Below are 15853 nucleotides of genomic sequence, written 5' to 3'. Positions count from 1 at the left end.
ACTAACATCATTCTGTATGCAGTTTTGAAAGAACAAAAATTCTTTCAAAACCAGAATATCCGGTGGCAATGCCATGAAGGTAACACCCGTTCCCATTCCGAACACGACGGTTAAGCTTCATAGGGCCGATGGTACTGCAGGGGAAGCTCTGTGGGAGAGTAGGAAGTTGCCGGGTAACTAAAATAAACCTGATACTTTAAGTATCAGGTTTATTTATTTTAGAATAATACTTTCTAACTAAACTTATAATAATTATATAGGTGTTAATAATTTTGTTACATTTTAAGTATATTAACATCTCAGTTGACTTATGCTTAGTATCAACTGACTAATATAATCACATTAATAATTTTCAAGGATAGAGCCTGTATATTAAATAAAAAAGCTTCTTTGTAATTATAGATTTATTGCTATATTATAAAATAATAAGAAATTATAAATGTTAGATTATAAGTGAGGTGTTTAAGATGATAAAGCTTAGACCGATTAATGAAAGTGACGAAATATTTTTATGGGATATGCTTTTTGAAATAACCTATTCATTAGAAGTAAATAGAAAGCCTAGTAAGCAAATATTTTTAAAGAGACAGGATATTTATAAGTATGTAAAGGGCTTTGGTTTAGAAAGCTCCGATATAGGCTTTGTGGCAGAATCTGATGAAGGCAGGTCCATAGGAGCAGCTTGGTATAGGTTATATAAGGCTGATAATAAAGGTTTCGGATATATTGATGATAATACACCAGAAATATCTATTGCTGTTTCTGAGGAATATAGAAATAAGGGAGTAGGAAAGGAGCTTTTAGAGGCTCTCCTTGAGAATGCAAAGAAAAAGGGCATTTCAGCTCTATCTTTAAATGTAGACTCAAGGAATACTGCTGCTGTTCATCTATTTGAAGCTCAAGGCTTTAAAGCAGTAAGTAACGAAGAAAACACTCAAGTGATGAAATTAAGTTTATAATAAAGATATAGAAGAGCATGATGTAGGCTGATTTAGTAGCTTTACTTCATGCTTTTTTCTTACAAATACATATTTGACTGATTTTTCTAAATATGCTAAAATAGTTGATGTGGAAACTGTTTCTACATCAACTATTTTATGTTAAAGAAGGTAATATAAATGTTTATTGATAACATCCATGCAATAGTAAGGTATGGAGCTTTATCTCTCCATAAGAGACTTAAGCATCTAAATATAAATGGATCTGAGCATTCTGTAATAGCTTATCTAGGAGTCCATAAAAGTGTTAATGGGGAAGAAATATCTGAAACCTTGAAAATTGATAAAAGTACTGCTTCTAAAGCTCTTTCTAGTTTAGAAAGAAAAGGAATAATTATTAGGACAACCAATGAGCATAATAGAAGGGAAAAGCTTATTGAATTAACTCCAGAGGGCTCTACCTTAGCTCATGAAATTGAAGAATTAATCAATACATGGACAAAAGATGTGCTGAAAAATCTTTCTGAAGAGGAGATAGCTGTATTTAACGACCTTTGTGACAAGGTAGCAGATTCTATCAAGGATATTAATGAAAGAGAGCTTTAAAGCTAACCTATAATGTAGAGAAATATATAAAGATTAAAATATTTAAGGAGGGACCTCTATACATAAATCTAATAAAGCAAAGGAAGTGGAGATGATTGAATAGAAATTTACTGGAAAAACTCAAAGAATCAATATCATCAGTAATACCAGTTAGTATTATTGTACTTATTTTACATTTTACTTTAACTCCTCTAGAGGGAGGGACCTTAGGTGCATTTATTGTTGGTACTATTTTTTTGATAATGGGTATGGGGTTATTTACCCTGGGAGCTGATATGGCTATGATGCCCATGGGAGAGAGAATTGGAGCTCAATTAACTAAGTCAAGAAATTTATTGCTGTTTATAGGTGCATATTTTATTATGGGTGTTATGATTACTATAGCCGAGCCTGACCTTCAGGTTCTTGCCAATCAAGTACCGGCAATACCGGATTTAACCTTGATATTAACAGTGGCATTAGGTGTAGGAATCTTCTTAGTGGTTTCACTTCTTCGTACAGTTTTTCAGATAAGACTGTCTTACTTATTTATCTTTTTTTACGTTATGCTTTTTATAATAGCAACCTTTACTTCTCCAGATTTTTTACCTGTAGCCTTTGATTCCGGTGGAGTTACTACAGGTCCAATTACTGTTCCTTTTATTTTAGCCCTAGGTATAGGTGTTTCTTCTGTAAGAGGTGGAAAAGCTTCTAATGATGATAGCTTTGGTCTTGTAGCATTAGCCTCTATAGGACCTATATTAGCTGTCCTGATATTGGGAATGTTTTTTGATGCATCCTCCACAAGCTATGGTGCTGAAGCTATGGCTGAGATAAATAATATTAATGATATTATAAGTACTTATGGGCATAATATTATTCACTATGCTGAGGAGGTAGCAATAGCTCTATCCCCCATAATAGTATTCTTTATATTATTTCAGGTTAAAAGCTTAAAGCTACCTAAAAGCCAGATCATTAAGGTTATAGTAGGAGTTATTTATACCTATATTGGTTTAGTAATATTCTTAACAGGAGTAAATACAGGCTTCCTACCTGTAGGAAAGCTTATAGGAGAAATACTTGCTTCACTGGATTATAAATGGGTTCTTATTCCTATTGGTATGGTAATGGGCTTTTTTGTAGTAGCAGCAGAGCCAGCAGTACATGTTCTTAATAAAGAAGTTGAGGAGATTTCTGGTGGTGCTATTTCTCGACGTGCTATGCTCATTAGCTTATCCTTAGGGGTTGCAATTTCTATAGGACTTGCTATGATAAGAGTATTGACTGGAATAAGCATATGGTATTTTTTACTACCAGGGTATATAATAGCTTTATTATTGACCTTTTTTGTACCAAAGATATTTACTGCTGTGGCTTTTGACTCAGGAGGAGTAGCTTCAGGCCCTATGACGGCCACCTTCCTTCTACCCTTTGCTATGGGAGCAAGCACTTCCTTAGGAGGTAATGTAATGGCTGATGCCTTTGGTATTGTTGCGATGGTAGCAATGACACCGCTTATAACCATTCAAATTTTAGGGTTAATATATAGATTCAAGACAAGAGACGATGAGGCTGATGAGAATATATCTGACGACGAGGTAATAGATTTTTAGGAGGTGAGACCATGAACGAAGCAGTTTATCGAGGAAAAAGAATCCTTATGCTCTGTACAATTGTGAACAGGGGAAAAGGCGATAAAGTTGTAGAATATCTTCAAAGTGAGGGTATAACCTTTAATTTTGTTAGTCTTGGAAGAGGGACAGCCTCTTCAGAGCTGTTAGATTATCTAGGCCTTGGTGAAACTAAAAAGGAAATAGTTATATCAACTATTTACAAAGAAGATAGCAGCAAGCTTCTTAAAGGACTTGAAGAAAAGATAACTCTTAGAGATCCAGGTAAAGGAATTGCATTTGCCATTTCTATAGGAAGTGTAAGCGGTCCTAAAACCTTGAAATATATGCAGGGTAGTCATCCTGACTTTGAAGATGAGTCAGCGATAGAATTACATCCCCGTAAGGAAGAGGTGAGTGATGTTATGGAAACAAAAAGATATGAGCTCATATTAACGATAATAAATAGAGGCTTTGCTGATGAAGTGATTGAAGCTGCCAAGGAACAGGGAGCTACTGGTGGAACTGTTATTTATGGAAGAGGCGCAGGTATTCATGAGGCAGAGAAGTTCTTCGGTATCTCTATCCAACCGGAAAAGGAAATTGTAATGACCCTTGTGGAAAAAGAAAAAAGAAGAGAAATAATGCATGCTATCGCAGAAAAATGCGGCCTTAATACAGAAGGAAAAGGAATGGCATTTTCCCTTCCTGTAGATGATGTTATGGGAATAGTCCATGATAATATAAAGGAAGACTTTTCGTAAAATTGTGGATAAATAATTATAACTCTTTATAGAGTTCTTTTAAAAGGAGTAAATCCTTATTAAAAGGACTCTATTTTTAGTATAGAAGTTATCCACAGAAAAAACAGCTTTTTCATTGAAATGTGGAGAATGTTTATTTATATTGTGGATAATGTGGGTAAAACTGTGACTAACTTGTACAAAATCATAAGTTATAAACAATTATATTAAGAGAGGTTACAAAGTTAGTTTAATTATTTTAAAATAAAATAGAAATAAATATTAATTTTAGTAAATGAGATATAAACAGCTATACACAAATGTGTGGATAATTTCTGTGGATAATGTTTATAACTATGAATATATTCCACAAAAATTATTCGTAGGATTATAAGGAGAAATGTTATGATAATCGATAAGAAGATAGTAAAAGGAAGATTTTTAAACAGGCCTAATAGATTCCAAGCTTATGTAGAATTAGACGGTGAGTCTTTAATGGTTGCTGTGCCTAATACAGGGAGATGTAGAGAGATACTTATACCTGGTACAGAGGTATTGCTCCGAGAAGGAACCACGCCCACGAGAAAGACGCCCTATGACCTTATTGGAGGCTATAAAGGAGATATGCTGATTAATATAGATTCTCAGGTGCCTAATAAGGTGGTGGAGGAGGCTTTGCTGCTAAAGAGAATTAAGCCTTTAAGAGATTATAATATAGTTTTAAGAGAAAAGTTTTTTAACAGTAGCAGGTTTGATTTTAAGCTTCAAATAGAGCCTTATATTAATAAAGAGCTTCCGGAGGAATATTTCCTTGAAGTGAAGGGAGTAACCCTGGAGGAGCAGAGACTAGCAATGTTTCCTGACGCTCCCACTATAAGAGGAGCAAGGCACCTAAAAGAGCTGGTGGAGGCAAAGGAGCAGGGCTATGGTGCAGGAGTGTTATTTCTAATTCAGATGGAAAGGGTAGAAAGCTTTTCACCTCATGATGAAAGAGATCCTCTCTTTGGAGAAGCTTTGAGATATGCAAAAACACATGGCGTTGATATATATGCCTATAATAGTATAGTTACGGAAAATTCCATAACTCTTGATAAAGAAATACCGGTTATTTTATAAAATCATGTAACTTTTAACCTTGATGAGCGAATAAATTATGAAAGATTAGGAGGATAATAATGAATAAAGACAAAGAGCTATATAAAAGGTTTCTAGAAGGCAGCATTGAGGCCTTTGAAGAGCTGGTTATAAAGCATAAAGATAGCCTAATCTTTTTTATAGAAAGGTATATAAAGGATTTTCAAACAGCAGAAGATATAGCACAGGAGGTATTTGCTAGCGTATTTGTCTTTAAGGAGAAATATAACCCTCAATATTCCTTCAGTACTTATATATATACCATAGCGAGAAATAAGGCAGTAGACTATATAAGGAAGAATAAAAGGACCTATCTTATAGACCATCGAGATTATCACAATCTTTCAGGAGACTTTAAGCTGGAAGAGGCAATCTTAAAAAAGGAAGAGAAAAAAGAGCTCCTTTATGGACTTACTGCCTTAAAAGAGGAGCAGCAGGTAGCTATTTATCTCGTAGATTTTATGGAGATGAGCTATAAGGAGGCCATGAAGGTAATGAACAAAACCTTACCACAGTTTAAGATTCTTCTCTACAGAGCAAGGAAGGCTCTTAAGGCAAGGCTTGAGAAGGAGGGGTTTGAGTATGAAGAGTAATAAGGAATTTTTAGAAGGGGTTTATAAAAAAGCAGAGGAAATTGAGAGTTTAAACAATGTAGATGAAAAAAAGAGATTTTTCACTATAAATCTTAAGACAGCAGTAGCAGCTGCAGCGGTTATAGCCTTCATACCTCTTTCTTTAAAGGTTCTTGAGGGGGTAGATAATCCTTCCACCAAGGGCGTTCCTGAAAGATATATAATGATGGAAGAAGGAGAGGAAGGAGCTAAAATAGAGAGTTATGGCCTTCATAATATGATTTCATCCAGCTCTCTTATAGCTACAGGAGAAGTTTCTTCTATTGAAGAGGATACTATATATATAAATATTTCTTACAGCCTTAAAGGAGAGCCTTTAGAGGATATTATTAAGGTTTCTAATTCTGAGGAGATTGCTATAAATCTTACTGAAGAGGTGCTGGTTTTCTTAAGAGAAGGGGAAGCCTCAGGCTATATTCTAACAGAAGGTTCTAATAGTCTTTTTAAGTTATATACCGTAATAGATAATAACAAAATATTTAAGTCCCCAGAGGGCTTTGAGCTTACTCTTGAGGAAGTAGACAATTTAATTCGCGGAGGTTAACAAAATGAAAAAAATAGTTTCTTTATTATGTGCTGGAGTTTTAGCTTTAGGAATTTTCACTGGATGTACTTCAGGAAAGGATAAAGATGCAAGCTATGAGTCTGGAAAGCTGCAGGAGATTTTAGCTGCTGTAAAAGAGGAGTTTGGCGATATGTACTATCCAGCTGTATCATATGAGGCTGAGCATATAGATACTATGTATGGTATTAAGGAAGATAGCTATGAGGAAGCTTTTGCTGAGGTACCAATGATAAACATAAATATTGATACCTTTATAGGAGTAGAGGCTAAGGAGGGCAAGGTAGAGGAAGTACGCGCAGCTCTGGATGCTTATAGAGATAAGATAATTAACACTGATGTTCAATACCCAGGTAACCTGCTTAAGGCTAAGGCTTCTAAGGTATATACTAGAGGAAATTATGTATTCTTCATCTGTATAGGTCAGGTACCTCAAGATATGATGGAAAGCACAGAGGATGAAGCTCAGGCTGAGGCTATTGAAGAAGCTCAGATTAAAGCCATTGAAGAAGGTAATGATAGAGCTATAGAGGTTATCAATAGTATTTTAAAATAACAAAAGGCTTATGCCACCGAGGAAGCTTCTTCGGTGGCATTATTATATAAAATGAGGTGAGACTTTGGTATTTAGCAGCCTTTTATTCTTATTTATATTTTTACCGCTAGTTCTTTTCAGTTATTTCATGCTTCCTAAGAAATATAGAAATCTGCAGCTATTTATAGTAAGCCTTATTTTTTATGCCTGGGGAGAGCCCATATATATATCCTTGATGCTTTTTTCCACTGTTGTGGATTATTTTCATGGTATACAGGTCCATAAAAATATAGAAAGAGGAAACAAAAAGAAAGCAAGGCTTTTCCTTATATCTGATTTAACAATCAATTTAGGTCTGTTATGTTTTTTTAAATATGGTGATTTCATAATACAAAATGTAAATTTAATCTTTAAAACCAATATACCTCTTATGAATCTACCTTTACCTATAGGTATTTCCTTCTATACCTTTCAAACTATGTCCTATACTATAGATATTTATAGAGGAAAGGTGGATCTGGCAAAAAATATTATAGATTTCGGAGCCTATGTAGCTATGTTCCCACAGCTTATTGCTGGACCAATAGTTAAATATAAAGATGTATACAAAGAGCTTAGAGAAAGGAGAGAAACCTTTGATAGCTTTGGCTACGGTGTTAGGAGATTTATCCTGGGTCTTGGAAAGAAGGTTCTCTTTGCCAATAATATAGGCCTTCTCTGGGAGGAGATTTCTTCAAAACCTTTGGGAGAGCTTTCTGTGGTAGGAGCTTGGCTAGGGATAGCTGCTTTTGCTCTGCAGATATACTTTGATTTTTCTGGTTACTCTGATATGGCTATAGGTCTTGGAAGAATATTTGGTTTTAATTTTTCTGAGAATTTCAATTATCCCTATATATCACAAAGTATTACGGAGTTTTGGAGAAGATGGCATATTTCCTTGGGAACCTGGTTTAAGGAAAATGTATATATACCCCTAGGAGGGAATAAAAAAGGTTATATAAAGCAGCTTAGAAATATAGCTATAGTGTGGCTATTAACAGGAATATGGCATGGAGCTAGCTGGAACTTTTTACTTTGGGGAGTATACTTTGCTATTATTCTTATAATAGAGAAAATCTTTCTTCTTAAATTACTTAAGAAGCTTCCTTCCTTATTCCGAAGCAGCTATGCCATAATTCTAGTTCTGCTGAGCTGGGTAATCTTCGCCTTTGATGATTATTCTATAGGATTTGACTATCTAAAGGCTCTTTTGGGAATGTGGAATAATAGCTTTATAGATAATAATGCCATATATCTTATTTATACTAATGGCTTATTACTCATAGCTCTTATTTTGGGAAGCACTCCCCTGCCAGCTACAGTAGCTGATAAGTTTCTTGAGAAATATAAAGAAAAGGAGTTGCTTGTAGGGATTATGGAAGGTTTATTTCTTGTAATGATATTTTTCCTTTCCATAGCCTTTATTGTAGACAGTAGCTATAATCCATTTTTATATTTTAGGTTTTAGGAGGGAGCCATGAAAAATAAAATTATAACCATAGTATTTATTATAGTATTAGGAGCTCTTTCTATAATGAATGTTTTTACCCCTAAAAGAGGCTACTCTGAGGGGGAAAATCGCTTTCTTGCACAAAAGCCTGAGTTCACTCTTGAAGCAATTCTTAATAATACCTTCTCTAAGGAGTATGAGGAATATATAACAGATCAATTTACCCTTCGAGATATGTGGGTTTCTGTAAAGAATAAAGCTGAAATATATTTAGGAAAGAAGGATAATGGAAGGGTATACTTCGGAAAAGATGGATATTTGATTGAAAAGCATTCAGAGGAAGGGGTAAATCAGGAGCTTATCAAAAAGAATATAGCTTTTATAAAGGAATTTATAGAAGGCATTAAAGATGATGTGCCTCTAGAGAATATCAATATGATAATTGCACCCACCATTGATGGGGTTCAAAAGGATAAGCTTCCAGCTTATGCGGAGGTTTTTAATCAGGAGGAGCTTTTAAATGTCTTGGAGGAGAGCTTTTCTAATATAAATTATATTGATGTTAAAGAGACCTTAGAGGAAAATAGACAAGAATATATATATTATAGAACGGATCATCACTGGACTACCTATGGAGCCTTCCTTGCTTACAAGGAATGGTGTGAGGATAAAGGTATTGCTGTAGATATTGAGGATTATTCTATAGAGCAGGTAACAGATAAATTTTTAGGAAGTACCTATGCTCAGGCTAATATTCTTTGGGGAGACCCTGATACCATTGAAATTTATGAGCCTAGAGAAAAGGTAGACCTTAATCTAGAGTTTAATCTTGGAGAGAAGACTACTGATACCCTTTATGATTATTCAAAGCTTGAAGGTAGAGATAAATATGGAATGTTTCTATGGGGAAATGACCCTATAGTAAAGATAAAGAGCAGTAATGAAAATGGTAAGAAGGTCATAGTTATAAAGGACTCCTACGGAAATTGTTTTATTCCTTTTATGGCAAAGGATTATGAGGAAATCCATGTGATAGATTTGAGATACTATAATGGTGATGTTAAAGAATATATTAAGGATAATGGTATTCCGGAGGTATTATTTTTGTATAATACTATAAGCTTTGCTCAGGATACAAATATAATAAAGCTAAAATAAATTCTGATAGTTATTTCACAAGGTTTTAAACTTTTACTCCCTATGGTAGAATATATATAATAATGATAGAAAATAATGACCTACAGGAGGATGGTTATGAAGTATGTTTATTGCCCCACATGCGGGAAAAAGTTAACTTCAAGATTTAGCTATGATGAAGGGAATATTCCCTCCTGTGATCGTTGTAATACAATGTATTTTGATACTCCTAAGCCTACGGTGGTTGTTGCTGTGATAAAGGATGATGAAATACTCCTTTTAAAACAGAGCTATATATTCAAAAACTCAAAGGTATTAGTTTCTGGATATGTATCTCAGGGAGAGACAGTAGAAGAAACTGTGGGGAGAGAAGTACAGGAGGAAACAGGCATAGCTATCAAGGATATAAAATATTTAGGAAGCTGTTCTATTCTAGAAAAGGAGCTTCTAATGCTCACCTATATGGCCAATTACAGCAGTGGTAACCTTGTAAAGTCACAGGAGGTAGAGGGAGTAGAATGGGTTAAAATCACCGATGCCCTCAGCCAAATGGAAGAAGATATAGTTGGAAGGACTGTTGTAAAAAGAGTTCTTCAGGAGCTTTCTAAAAATTAAGATGATATGTGAAAGGAGCTAAATGAAATAAACTTCAATTAGCTCCTCTTTATTTAGTGCTATTTTAACAGCTATAATCCTTCACTGCTCTGATTAAAACGAGTTAGATTAAGAGTTAATTTATCATTTTCGTAGGTATGCTGAACCTCATCAATCATTACTCCAATAAGTGATAAATCGCTATCCTCATCTTCACCACCCAGCTGCCAATAATAGCTTTCTAGCTCGTGCTGCCTTGGAGTATTTAAATGTTCTAAGACTTCAGATAGATATTCCTCTGACAAAGGATTAATTTTTGCAGAAATACATATAGTTACAAAATTGTCCTCTAATTTTAAATTGATATCTACGTCGTTGGCTCCATTACTCATATAGAAGGCCATAAGTTCGCTGATTATTTTTAAGTTTATGGGGTCAAAGTTCTTTTTTGTCTTTTTGCTTTTCATTTTTATCCCCCCTTCTTAAAGGATCTTATTATAGGTATTAAAATAAGAGCTACAAAACCGGCAGCAAAGCCGTTATTATAAAGGTTCATTCCACCGTGAACTGAACCGATGTTCATTACCACTGCCACATGAAGAAAGCCTGTTAGTATACCTATAAGCCATCCATATTGGCCAGCTATCGGAGCAAGGGCAGTGCTGAAAAGAATAGCTAGAAGCATGCTAGGAGAGCTTAACTCCCATATGTGCAGAAATACTGTTAGGGAAGCTCCAATCATTATCGGTAGTACATTAAATAGATGTTTTCCAAAGGTACCAAAGCCTACAATAGTAAAAATCCCGCTGATTACTGGTCCATTTAAATCTCCTCCGATGAGCAATACATAGGTGGTAGAAACAATTCCTAATATTCCCATGTTTATATAGGCTGCCTTTTCGTAAAGGAGATAAAAATCCGTAACCAGCTTACCAGAGTGAGTAAATATCTTTTTAACATTTTTAAAGCTTTTGCCGTTCTTTATATATCCATATATAAGCAGAAAAGTGAATATAGAATAAAGGAAAACTGCGAAGAAAAGAGTGTTTTCGGTATTCCATAGAAAGCGCTTTTCGAAATTTATACCTAGAAGTCTATAGATGGACATAAGTACCATGGCAAGAAGCCCTCCGGAAAAGCCTAAGTTATACAGATTGTAGCCATGATGAACATTTACTGTACTTGAGGCTAATGGAGGTAGTATGAAGCCTATAAATATTCCTATAGATATCCCTGCCAGATGTGCTATACCAGGAGGAAAGATTCCTTCAAAGGCTAGCTGGCTTACAGTAGGAGCAAGAGTTGTTCCTAAAATAGCTATGAGTATAAAATTTATAAAGGGCTCCTTTTGATATCTTGAAAAAAGATATACCCCAAAAATAATAGGCCATACATTGAAGATATTTTTACCGAAGAAGGCAAAGCCTGCTATAAGCCAGAAGGACATTATGGTTGAGCCATTTGGCTTTATTCCTAATAATAAATATAGTAGAATTATCATTAGAGTTAAAAGACCTGCATTTACAAGGGCAGGACCAATACCTGCCAGTTCTACGTAGTCAGTAATTAATATGTCGCTATTGAAGATTATTTTTTGTAATCCTTGAAAAACTTTTATGGGGCCATCAATTATAAAACCTAAAATTATAAATGATAGAAATATAGCCCCGTGGATTTTGTATGCGGGATAAAGACGTCTTTTCATAGTATCCACCTTTCGTACATACTTACTTATATGGTATATTATTATGATAATATTTCCAATAAAAAGTAGTTATTTTAATAAAAAAGTAATAGTTGATGTTGTAATAAATGTTATAATTAGTTAGAGTATTTTATATGTGATATTAATAAAGTTAATTGTGATTATAAGAGTAAAGACCGCATAAATTATCCGGTTTTCATTATATCATAAAAATTATTTATTCCTTATAAGGATATTATCATATGAATCAGTAATTCATGGTTGTGGAGGTATATTATGGAAGAAAAGAAAACAAAAGGCGGTAAATACGTTCCCGAAATAAAAGGAACACTGAGGAATCACATGATAGAGGTTCCCTCGGTGATACGCAATGCCAGTGGTATAAAAGTTTTCGGGAAAAGACTTAAATCCTTCCTTTTTACCACCGATGTAGCCATTATTAAAAATACCAATGCTGATGCAATTATCGCTGTTTATCCATTTACTCCCCAACCAGTGATAACCGAAGCATTGATGATGGCTGCTGATGTTCCTGTTTTTTGTGGGGTTGGTGGAGGAATAACCACGGGTAAGAGAGTTGTTAATCTTGCCTTAGATGCTGAATTTAAGGGAGCCTTAGGAGTTGTAGTAAATAATCCTACACCTAATGAGGTCATTACGAAGATGAGGTCTGTCATAGACATACCTATTATTGTAACGGTGGTTTCTGAATATGAGGACTTCGAAGCAAGGATAAATGCTGGATCCACAATATTCAATGTTTCTGGTGCCAAGAATACAGCAAAAATTGTAAGAGCAATAAGAGAGAAGTACAAGGAATTCCCTATAATTGCTACGGGAGGACCGACAGAAGAAAGTATACTGGAGACCATAGAGGCTGGAGCTAATGCTATAACCTACACACCACCTTCTAATGGAGATATCTTCAGTAGCTTAATGAATAAATATAGAAACGCCTTTCAGGAGGAAAGATAACTAATGAAGGAAAAAGGAAAAAATTGCGAGTACTGTCCAGAATTTAATAAAACCTGTGATGGTACAGCAGAGGATTGTCTCTGCAGAAAGTGTCCAAGAAATTTTGGACAGTGTCTTTGTGTTAAATACTGCAGAGAAACAGAATCAGTATTATTTTTAGATTAATATAAATATTTTAGATTAATATAAAGGGGGCACGATTATGGAAGTTAAAGAGGCATTACAGGAGCTTAAGGGAATAAATACTAAGCTGGAGCATTTAATTGCTACCTTAGGACTTGTCCAGTGGGATATGAGAACTGGCGCTCCAAGAAAGGCTTTAGAAGGAAGAGGAGAAATCCTAGCCTATCTGTCTGGAGAAGTATACAAGCTTCAGACCTCTGACAGAATGAAGGAGCTCATAGAGGTGCTTCATGGTGCTGAAGGGTTATCTGATGTGGAAGCAGCCATGGTAAGAGAAGCAAAGAAGACCTATGATCTAACTAAGAAGGTTCCTGAGGATAGGATGACAGCTTATGTAAAGGCTGTATCTGATGCAGAATCCGTATGGGAGGAAGCTAAGGACAAGGATGATTGGGAGACCTTTAAGCCTCACCTTAAGAAGGTAATAGATTTCCAGAAAGAGCTGGTAGGTTATTATGGCTATGAAGGAAATAAGTACAATACCATGCTGGACATGTACGAGCCTGGTGTAACTGTTGAAAAGCTAGATAAAGTTTTTGCTGATCTTAGAGATGCTATAGTTGAGCTTCTTAACAAGATTAAGGATAGCGGAGTGAGGATAGATGATAGCTTCTTTAAGGGAACCTTCCCAGAAGAGAAGCAGAAAGCCTTTTCCCTATTTGTTTTAGAAAAAATGGGCTTTGATTTTGAGGCTGGTCGTTTAGATGTAAGCGTGCACCCCTTTACCACTAATTTTGGAAATAAGGATGTAAGAATAACCACAAACTACCATGAGGATGAATTCACCAGCGCTATGTTCAGTACTGTTCATGAGGGCGGACATGGTATATATGAGCAGAATATCCCTGATGAATTAAAGGCTACTGGCCTGAATTCTGGAGTATCCATGGGTATTCATGAATCTCAATCAAGATTTTATGAAAATATTTTAGGAAGAAGCAGAGCCTTCTGGAATTATTTCTATCCAGAGGTTAAAAAGTTCTTCCCTGCCTTTGAAAAGGTTAGCCAGGAGGACTTCTATAAGGGCATAAATACTGTAGAGCCCTCATTAATTAGAATTGAAGCCGACGAGCTTACTTATAGCTTGCATATTATCATAAGATATGAGCTGGAGAAGGCTCTAATCAATGAAGAAATAGACATTGAGGGTCTCCCAGAAGCATGGAAAGCAAAGTATAAGGAATATCTAGGTGTTGAGCCCACAACTTATGCAGAAGGCTTAATGCAGGATACCCACTGGGCATCAGGGCTTCTAGGCTATTTCCCAAGCTATGCCTTAGGAAATCTTTATGGAGCACAATTTGTTAATAAGATGCTTCAGGATATGCCAAACATGTATGAAGAGGTTGAAAAGGGAAATCTAGAGCCTATAGGTAATTGGCTTAAGGAAAATGTCCATAAGCACGGAGCAGTATATAGACCAGACGATCTTGTAAAGAGAGTAACCGGTGAAGAGCTGAATGCTAAATACTTTGTTGATTATTTGAATAAGAAGTATGGGGAGATATATAATTTGTAGTTAAAAGCAGCGCTGAGGCGCTGCTTTTTTTTAGAGAAGAGAGAAAAGAGCAGAACTAAGAGGGATGATTGTAGAGAGAGCCAGAGAAGGTAAAGCTGGTGCCAGTGAGCTGGATGACTTTTGTGAAGGTAGACCTGCCAAAGTGATTGTTAATTTAATAAAATTTGAACAAATATGAAAAAAATGTATGATAGTGCTGTTAGGGGCTTGGCGTTGGTACAAGTAAGTGGTATGCTAAAGCTAAAGAATTGTCGATATTGGGGGATTAAATTATGTTACTCGGTTTTAGGTCCAACAAGGCTTGAAAAAAAGTTACATCGGGTATCTACTTGGTTTTCTGTGGCCTTGCTGCAGTAGGAACCTTTCTAGGGGGTAGAGAGGGGCAAGTAACCATGCACGATTTCTTGGTCAATAAAGTGTACGGTGCCATTATTCTGATTGGTATGATTTCTCCATACATATTTCTCTCAAATACTCCTTTGAGAGAGAAGTTGCCCTTGTTTAAGAAGCACAAGGCATCCTCAAGTGCGTTGGGTATGATTATTGTTCTCTGTGGTTTGATGATAATCAGCGGAGTAATCAACGGATTCCATTCTGATGAATATTTAAAGGATATGGAAAACCACGCTTATCTAGAGGTATCTCGCACGGAACCTTCTTGTGATGAGTCTGGGGTGATTGAATATGTCTGTGATTACTGCGGGATTACAGATAGCGAAACCATAGATGCTCTTGGACATGACATGACGGAAATAAGTCGTAAGGAACCAACTCAGGATACAGAAGGAGAGATTGTTTATCAGTGTTCTCTGTGTGATAAGAAGGATGTAAAGGTTATCGAAAAGCTGCCGAAACCAACTGAAACAAGCCCTCCAGAGGAAACCAAAGAGCCTATTGAAACTTCGGAGTCTATTGAAACTTCGGAGCCTATTGAAACTGCGGAGACACCTGTTACGGAACCTGCTCCTACTCTACCAGACGTTACATTTGAAGATATTTATAAAGCCTACAAGAGTAACGAATTGGTTGCCGATGATTTGTATAAGGGGAATAGGTATCAGGTTACGGCTACTATAAATGGTATGTCCACGGATGGTTTGTTTAATTTAACTGGTGGTGCGACACTCACTATGCAGACAAACGTGGAAGGCACAATTGTGTTTTTCTATGCTGAGTTTGAAAAGGATCAGGAAGAAGCATTAAAACAAGTAATTGTGGGAGATACGATCACCTTCGAAGGTGAGTGTCTGAGCCACGGCATGTGGAGCGAATGTGAGATTGTGAAATAATATTTTGAAGGGAGATGAAAGTAATGGGGTGGGTTTTACTAGTCATATTATTACTACCGTTTGCGGTATTATCGGAGTTATTGAAGAAAAATAAATAAGTGAAATAATTTATACGGTGCATTATTGCAAGGGAACTTCACGCCTGAACAGTTATGCATCGTCTTTTTGGTTTTAGTAGGTAATATGAAAACAAGGAAATCTAACAATGTAAAAGAAAAGA

17 protein-coding genes and 1 rRNA gene are annotated in these 15853 nt (G+C 35.7%); 16 read left to right on the top strand and 2 right to left on the bottom strand.

From position 1 onward, the window contains the following. Positions 1-58: 58 nt before the first annotated feature. The 12 genes from rrf to ACPWSR_RS06000 all read left to right on the top strand — a co-directional run bounded on the left by rrf (position 59) and on the right by ACPWSR_RS06000 (position 9983). Positions 59-175: ribosomal RNA gene (gene rrf / locus ACPWSR_RS06055) — 5S ribosomal RNA — on the top strand. A gap of 292 nt (positions 176-467) precedes the next feature. Continuing rightward, the gene (locus tag ACPWSR_RS06050) at positions 468-959 is read left to right on the top strand and encodes a GNAT family N-acetyltransferase (RefSeq protein WP_426350802.1); all 492 of its coding nucleotides are present in this window, start codon (positions 468-470) and stop codon (positions 957-959) included. A gap of 159 nt (positions 960-1118) precedes the next feature. Further along, positions 1119-1544 carry a MarR family winged helix-turn-helix transcriptional regulator gene (locus tag ACPWSR_RS06045; RefSeq protein ID WP_426350801.1) on the top strand — a complete coding sequence of 142 codons (426 nt, stop codon included), beginning with the start codon at positions 1119-1121 and terminating at the stop codon, positions 1542-1544. Positions 1545-1639: 95 nt separating this feature from the next. Then, on the top strand, positions 1640-3139 hold the full coding sequence (locus tag ACPWSR_RS06040) for a DUF1538 domain-containing protein (RefSeq protein WP_426350800.1): 1500 nt from the start codon (positions 1640-1642) through the stop codon (positions 3137-3139). 11 nt (positions 3140-3150) lie between these two features. Then, positions 3151-3900 (top strand): P-II family nitrogen regulator, encoded by a 750-nt coding sequence (locus ACPWSR_RS06035; protein ID WP_426350799.1) that lies wholly within the window; start codon positions 3151-3153, stop codon positions 3898-3900. Between the two features lie 384 nt (positions 3901-4284). Beyond that, positions 4285-4995: a DNA/RNA nuclease SfsA gene (sfsA, locus tag ACPWSR_RS06030; RefSeq protein ID WP_426350798.1), complete on the top strand. Its 711-nt coding sequence runs from the start codon at positions 4285-4287 to the stop codon at positions 4993-4995. 59 nt (positions 4996-5054) lie between these two features. Continuing rightward, positions 5055-5606 carry an RNA polymerase sigma factor gene (locus ACPWSR_RS06025; RefSeq protein WP_426350797.1) on the top strand — a complete coding sequence of 184 codons (552 nt, stop codon included), beginning with the start codon at positions 5055-5057 and terminating at the stop codon, positions 5604-5606. After that, entirely contained in the window at positions 5596-6189 is a 594-nt protein-coding gene (locus ACPWSR_RS06020) for a hypothetical protein (RefSeq protein WP_426350796.1), read from the top strand. Before ACPWSR_RS06025 ends, ACPWSR_RS06020 begins: the two co-directional genes overlap by 11 nt. Before the next feature lie 4 nt (positions 6190-6193). Next, a complete protein-coding gene (locus ACPWSR_RS06015; RefSeq protein ID WP_426350795.1) occupies positions 6194-6763 on the top strand; it encodes a DUF4358 domain-containing protein in 570 nt (189 codons plus the stop codon). Positions 6764-6827: 64 nt separating this feature from the next. Next, positions 6828-8249, top strand: a complete 1422-nt coding sequence (locus ACPWSR_RS06010; protein ID WP_426350794.1) for an MBOAT family O-acyltransferase — start codon at positions 6828-6830, stop codon at positions 8247-8249. A gap of 9 nt (positions 8250-8258) precedes the next feature. After that, positions 8259-9389, top strand: a complete 1131-nt coding sequence (locus ACPWSR_RS06005; RefSeq protein WP_426350793.1) for a DHHW family protein — start codon at positions 8259-8261, stop codon at positions 9387-9389. 96 nt (positions 9390-9485) lie between these two features. After that, entirely contained in the window at positions 9486-9983 is a 498-nt protein-coding gene (locus ACPWSR_RS06000; RefSeq protein WP_426350792.1) for an NUDIX domain-containing protein, read from the top strand. Between the two features lie 71 nt (positions 9984-10054). On the opposite strand, the gene ACPWSR_RS05995 is transcribed toward ACPWSR_RS06000, so the two are convergent. Next, positions 10055-10429, bottom strand: coding sequence for a hypothetical protein (locus ACPWSR_RS05995; protein WP_426350791.1), 375 nt, complete (start codon positions 10427-10429; stop codon positions 10055-10057). Positions 10430-10431: 2 nt separating this feature from the next. Continuing rightward, complete coding sequence (locus tag ACPWSR_RS05990; protein WP_426350790.1) at positions 10432-11667, bottom strand: DUF1576 domain-containing protein; 1236 nt, start codon at positions 11665-11667, stop codon at positions 10432-10434. A 276-nt stretch (positions 11668-11943) separates the two neighbouring features. Between ACPWSR_RS05990 and ACPWSR_RS05985 the strand changes: the two genes are divergently transcribed. The 4 genes from ACPWSR_RS05985 (at position 11944) to ACPWSR_RS05970 (ending at position 15633) form a co-directional block, all read left to right on the top strand. Continuing rightward, positions 11944-12642: a hydrolase gene (locus ACPWSR_RS05985; protein WP_426350789.1), complete on the top strand. Its 699-nt coding sequence runs from the start codon at positions 11944-11946 to the stop codon at positions 12640-12642. 3 nt (positions 12643-12645) lie between these two features. After that, positions 12646-12807: a hypothetical protein gene (locus ACPWSR_RS05980; protein WP_426350788.1), complete on the top strand. Its 162-nt coding sequence runs from the start codon at positions 12646-12648 to the stop codon at positions 12805-12807. A 37-nt stretch (positions 12808-12844) separates the two neighbouring features. Beyond that, complete coding sequence (locus tag ACPWSR_RS05975) at positions 12845-14344, top strand: carboxypeptidase M32 (protein WP_426350787.1); 1500 nt, start codon at positions 12845-12847, stop codon at positions 14342-14344. 392 nt (positions 14345-14736) lie between these two features. After that, a complete protein-coding gene (locus tag ACPWSR_RS05970) occupies positions 14737-15633 on the top strand; it encodes an OB-fold protein (RefSeq protein ID WP_426350786.1) in 897 nt (298 codons plus the stop codon). Positions 15634-15853 lie beyond the last annotated feature (220 nt).

It is taken from the genome of Alloiococcus sp. CFN-8, from assembly GCF_049943125.1.
GTDB lineage: Bacteria > Bacillota > Clostridia > Clostridiales > Clostridiaceae > JAEXZL01.
Note: the sequence above shows the minus strand (reverse complement) of the source record. Positions and strands in the feature narration are given on the sequence as shown.

Excerpts from the sequence above, each read along its gene's own strand:
- ACPWSR_RS06050 (WP_426350802.1), top strand. The coding sequence starts at position 468 with ATGATAAAGCTTAGACCGATTAATGAAAGTGACGAAATATTTTTATGG.
- ACPWSR_RS06045 (WP_426350801.1), top strand. The coding sequence starts at position 1,119 with ATGTTTATTGATAACATCCATGCAATAGTAAGGTATGGAGCTTTATCT.
- ACPWSR_RS06035 (WP_426350799.1), top strand. The coding sequence starts at position 3,151 with ATGAACGAAGCAGTTTATCGAGGAAAAAGAATCCTTATGCTCTGTACA.
- sfsA (WP_426350798.1), top strand. The coding sequence starts at position 4,285 with ATGATAATCGATAAGAAGATAGTAAAAGGAAGATTTTTAAACAGGCCT.
- ACPWSR_RS06025 (WP_426350797.1), top strand. The coding sequence starts at position 5,055 with ATGAATAAAGACAAAGAGCTATATAAAAGGTTTCTAGAAGGCAGCATT.
- ACPWSR_RS06020 (WP_426350796.1), top strand. The coding sequence starts at position 5,596 with ATGAAGAGTAATAAGGAATTTTTAGAAGGGGTTTATAAAAAAGCAGAG.
- ACPWSR_RS06015 (WP_426350795.1), top strand. The coding sequence starts at position 6,194 with ATGAAAAAAATAGTTTCTTTATTATGTGCTGGAGTTTTAGCTTTAGGA.
- ACPWSR_RS06005 (WP_426350793.1), top strand. The coding sequence starts at position 8,259 with ATGAAAAATAAAATTATAACCATAGTATTTATTATAGTATTAGGAGCT.
- ACPWSR_RS06000 (WP_426350792.1), top strand. The coding sequence starts at position 9,486 with ATGAAGTATGTTTATTGCCCCACATGCGGGAAAAAGTTAACTTCAAGA.
- ACPWSR_RS05995 (WP_426350791.1), bottom strand. The coding sequence starts at position 10,429 with ATGAAAAGCAAAAAGACAAAAAAGAACTTTGACCCCATAAACTTAAAA.
- ACPWSR_RS05990 (WP_426350790.1), bottom strand. The coding sequence starts at position 11,667 with ATGAAAAGACGTCTTTATCCCGCATACAAAATCCACGGGGCTATATTT.
- ACPWSR_RS05985 (WP_426350789.1), top strand. The coding sequence starts at position 11,944 with ATGGAAGAAAAGAAAACAAAAGGCGGTAAATACGTTCCCGAAATAAAA.
- ACPWSR_RS05980 (WP_426350788.1), top strand. The coding sequence starts at position 12,646 with ATGAAGGAAAAAGGAAAAAATTGCGAGTACTGTCCAGAATTTAATAAA.
- ACPWSR_RS05975 (WP_426350787.1), top strand. The coding sequence starts at position 12,845 with ATGGAAGTTAAAGAGGCATTACAGGAGCTTAAGGGAATAAATACTAAG.
- ACPWSR_RS05970 (WP_426350786.1), top strand. The coding sequence starts at position 14,737 with ATGCACGATTTCTTGGTCAATAAAGTGTACGGTGCCATTATTCTGATT.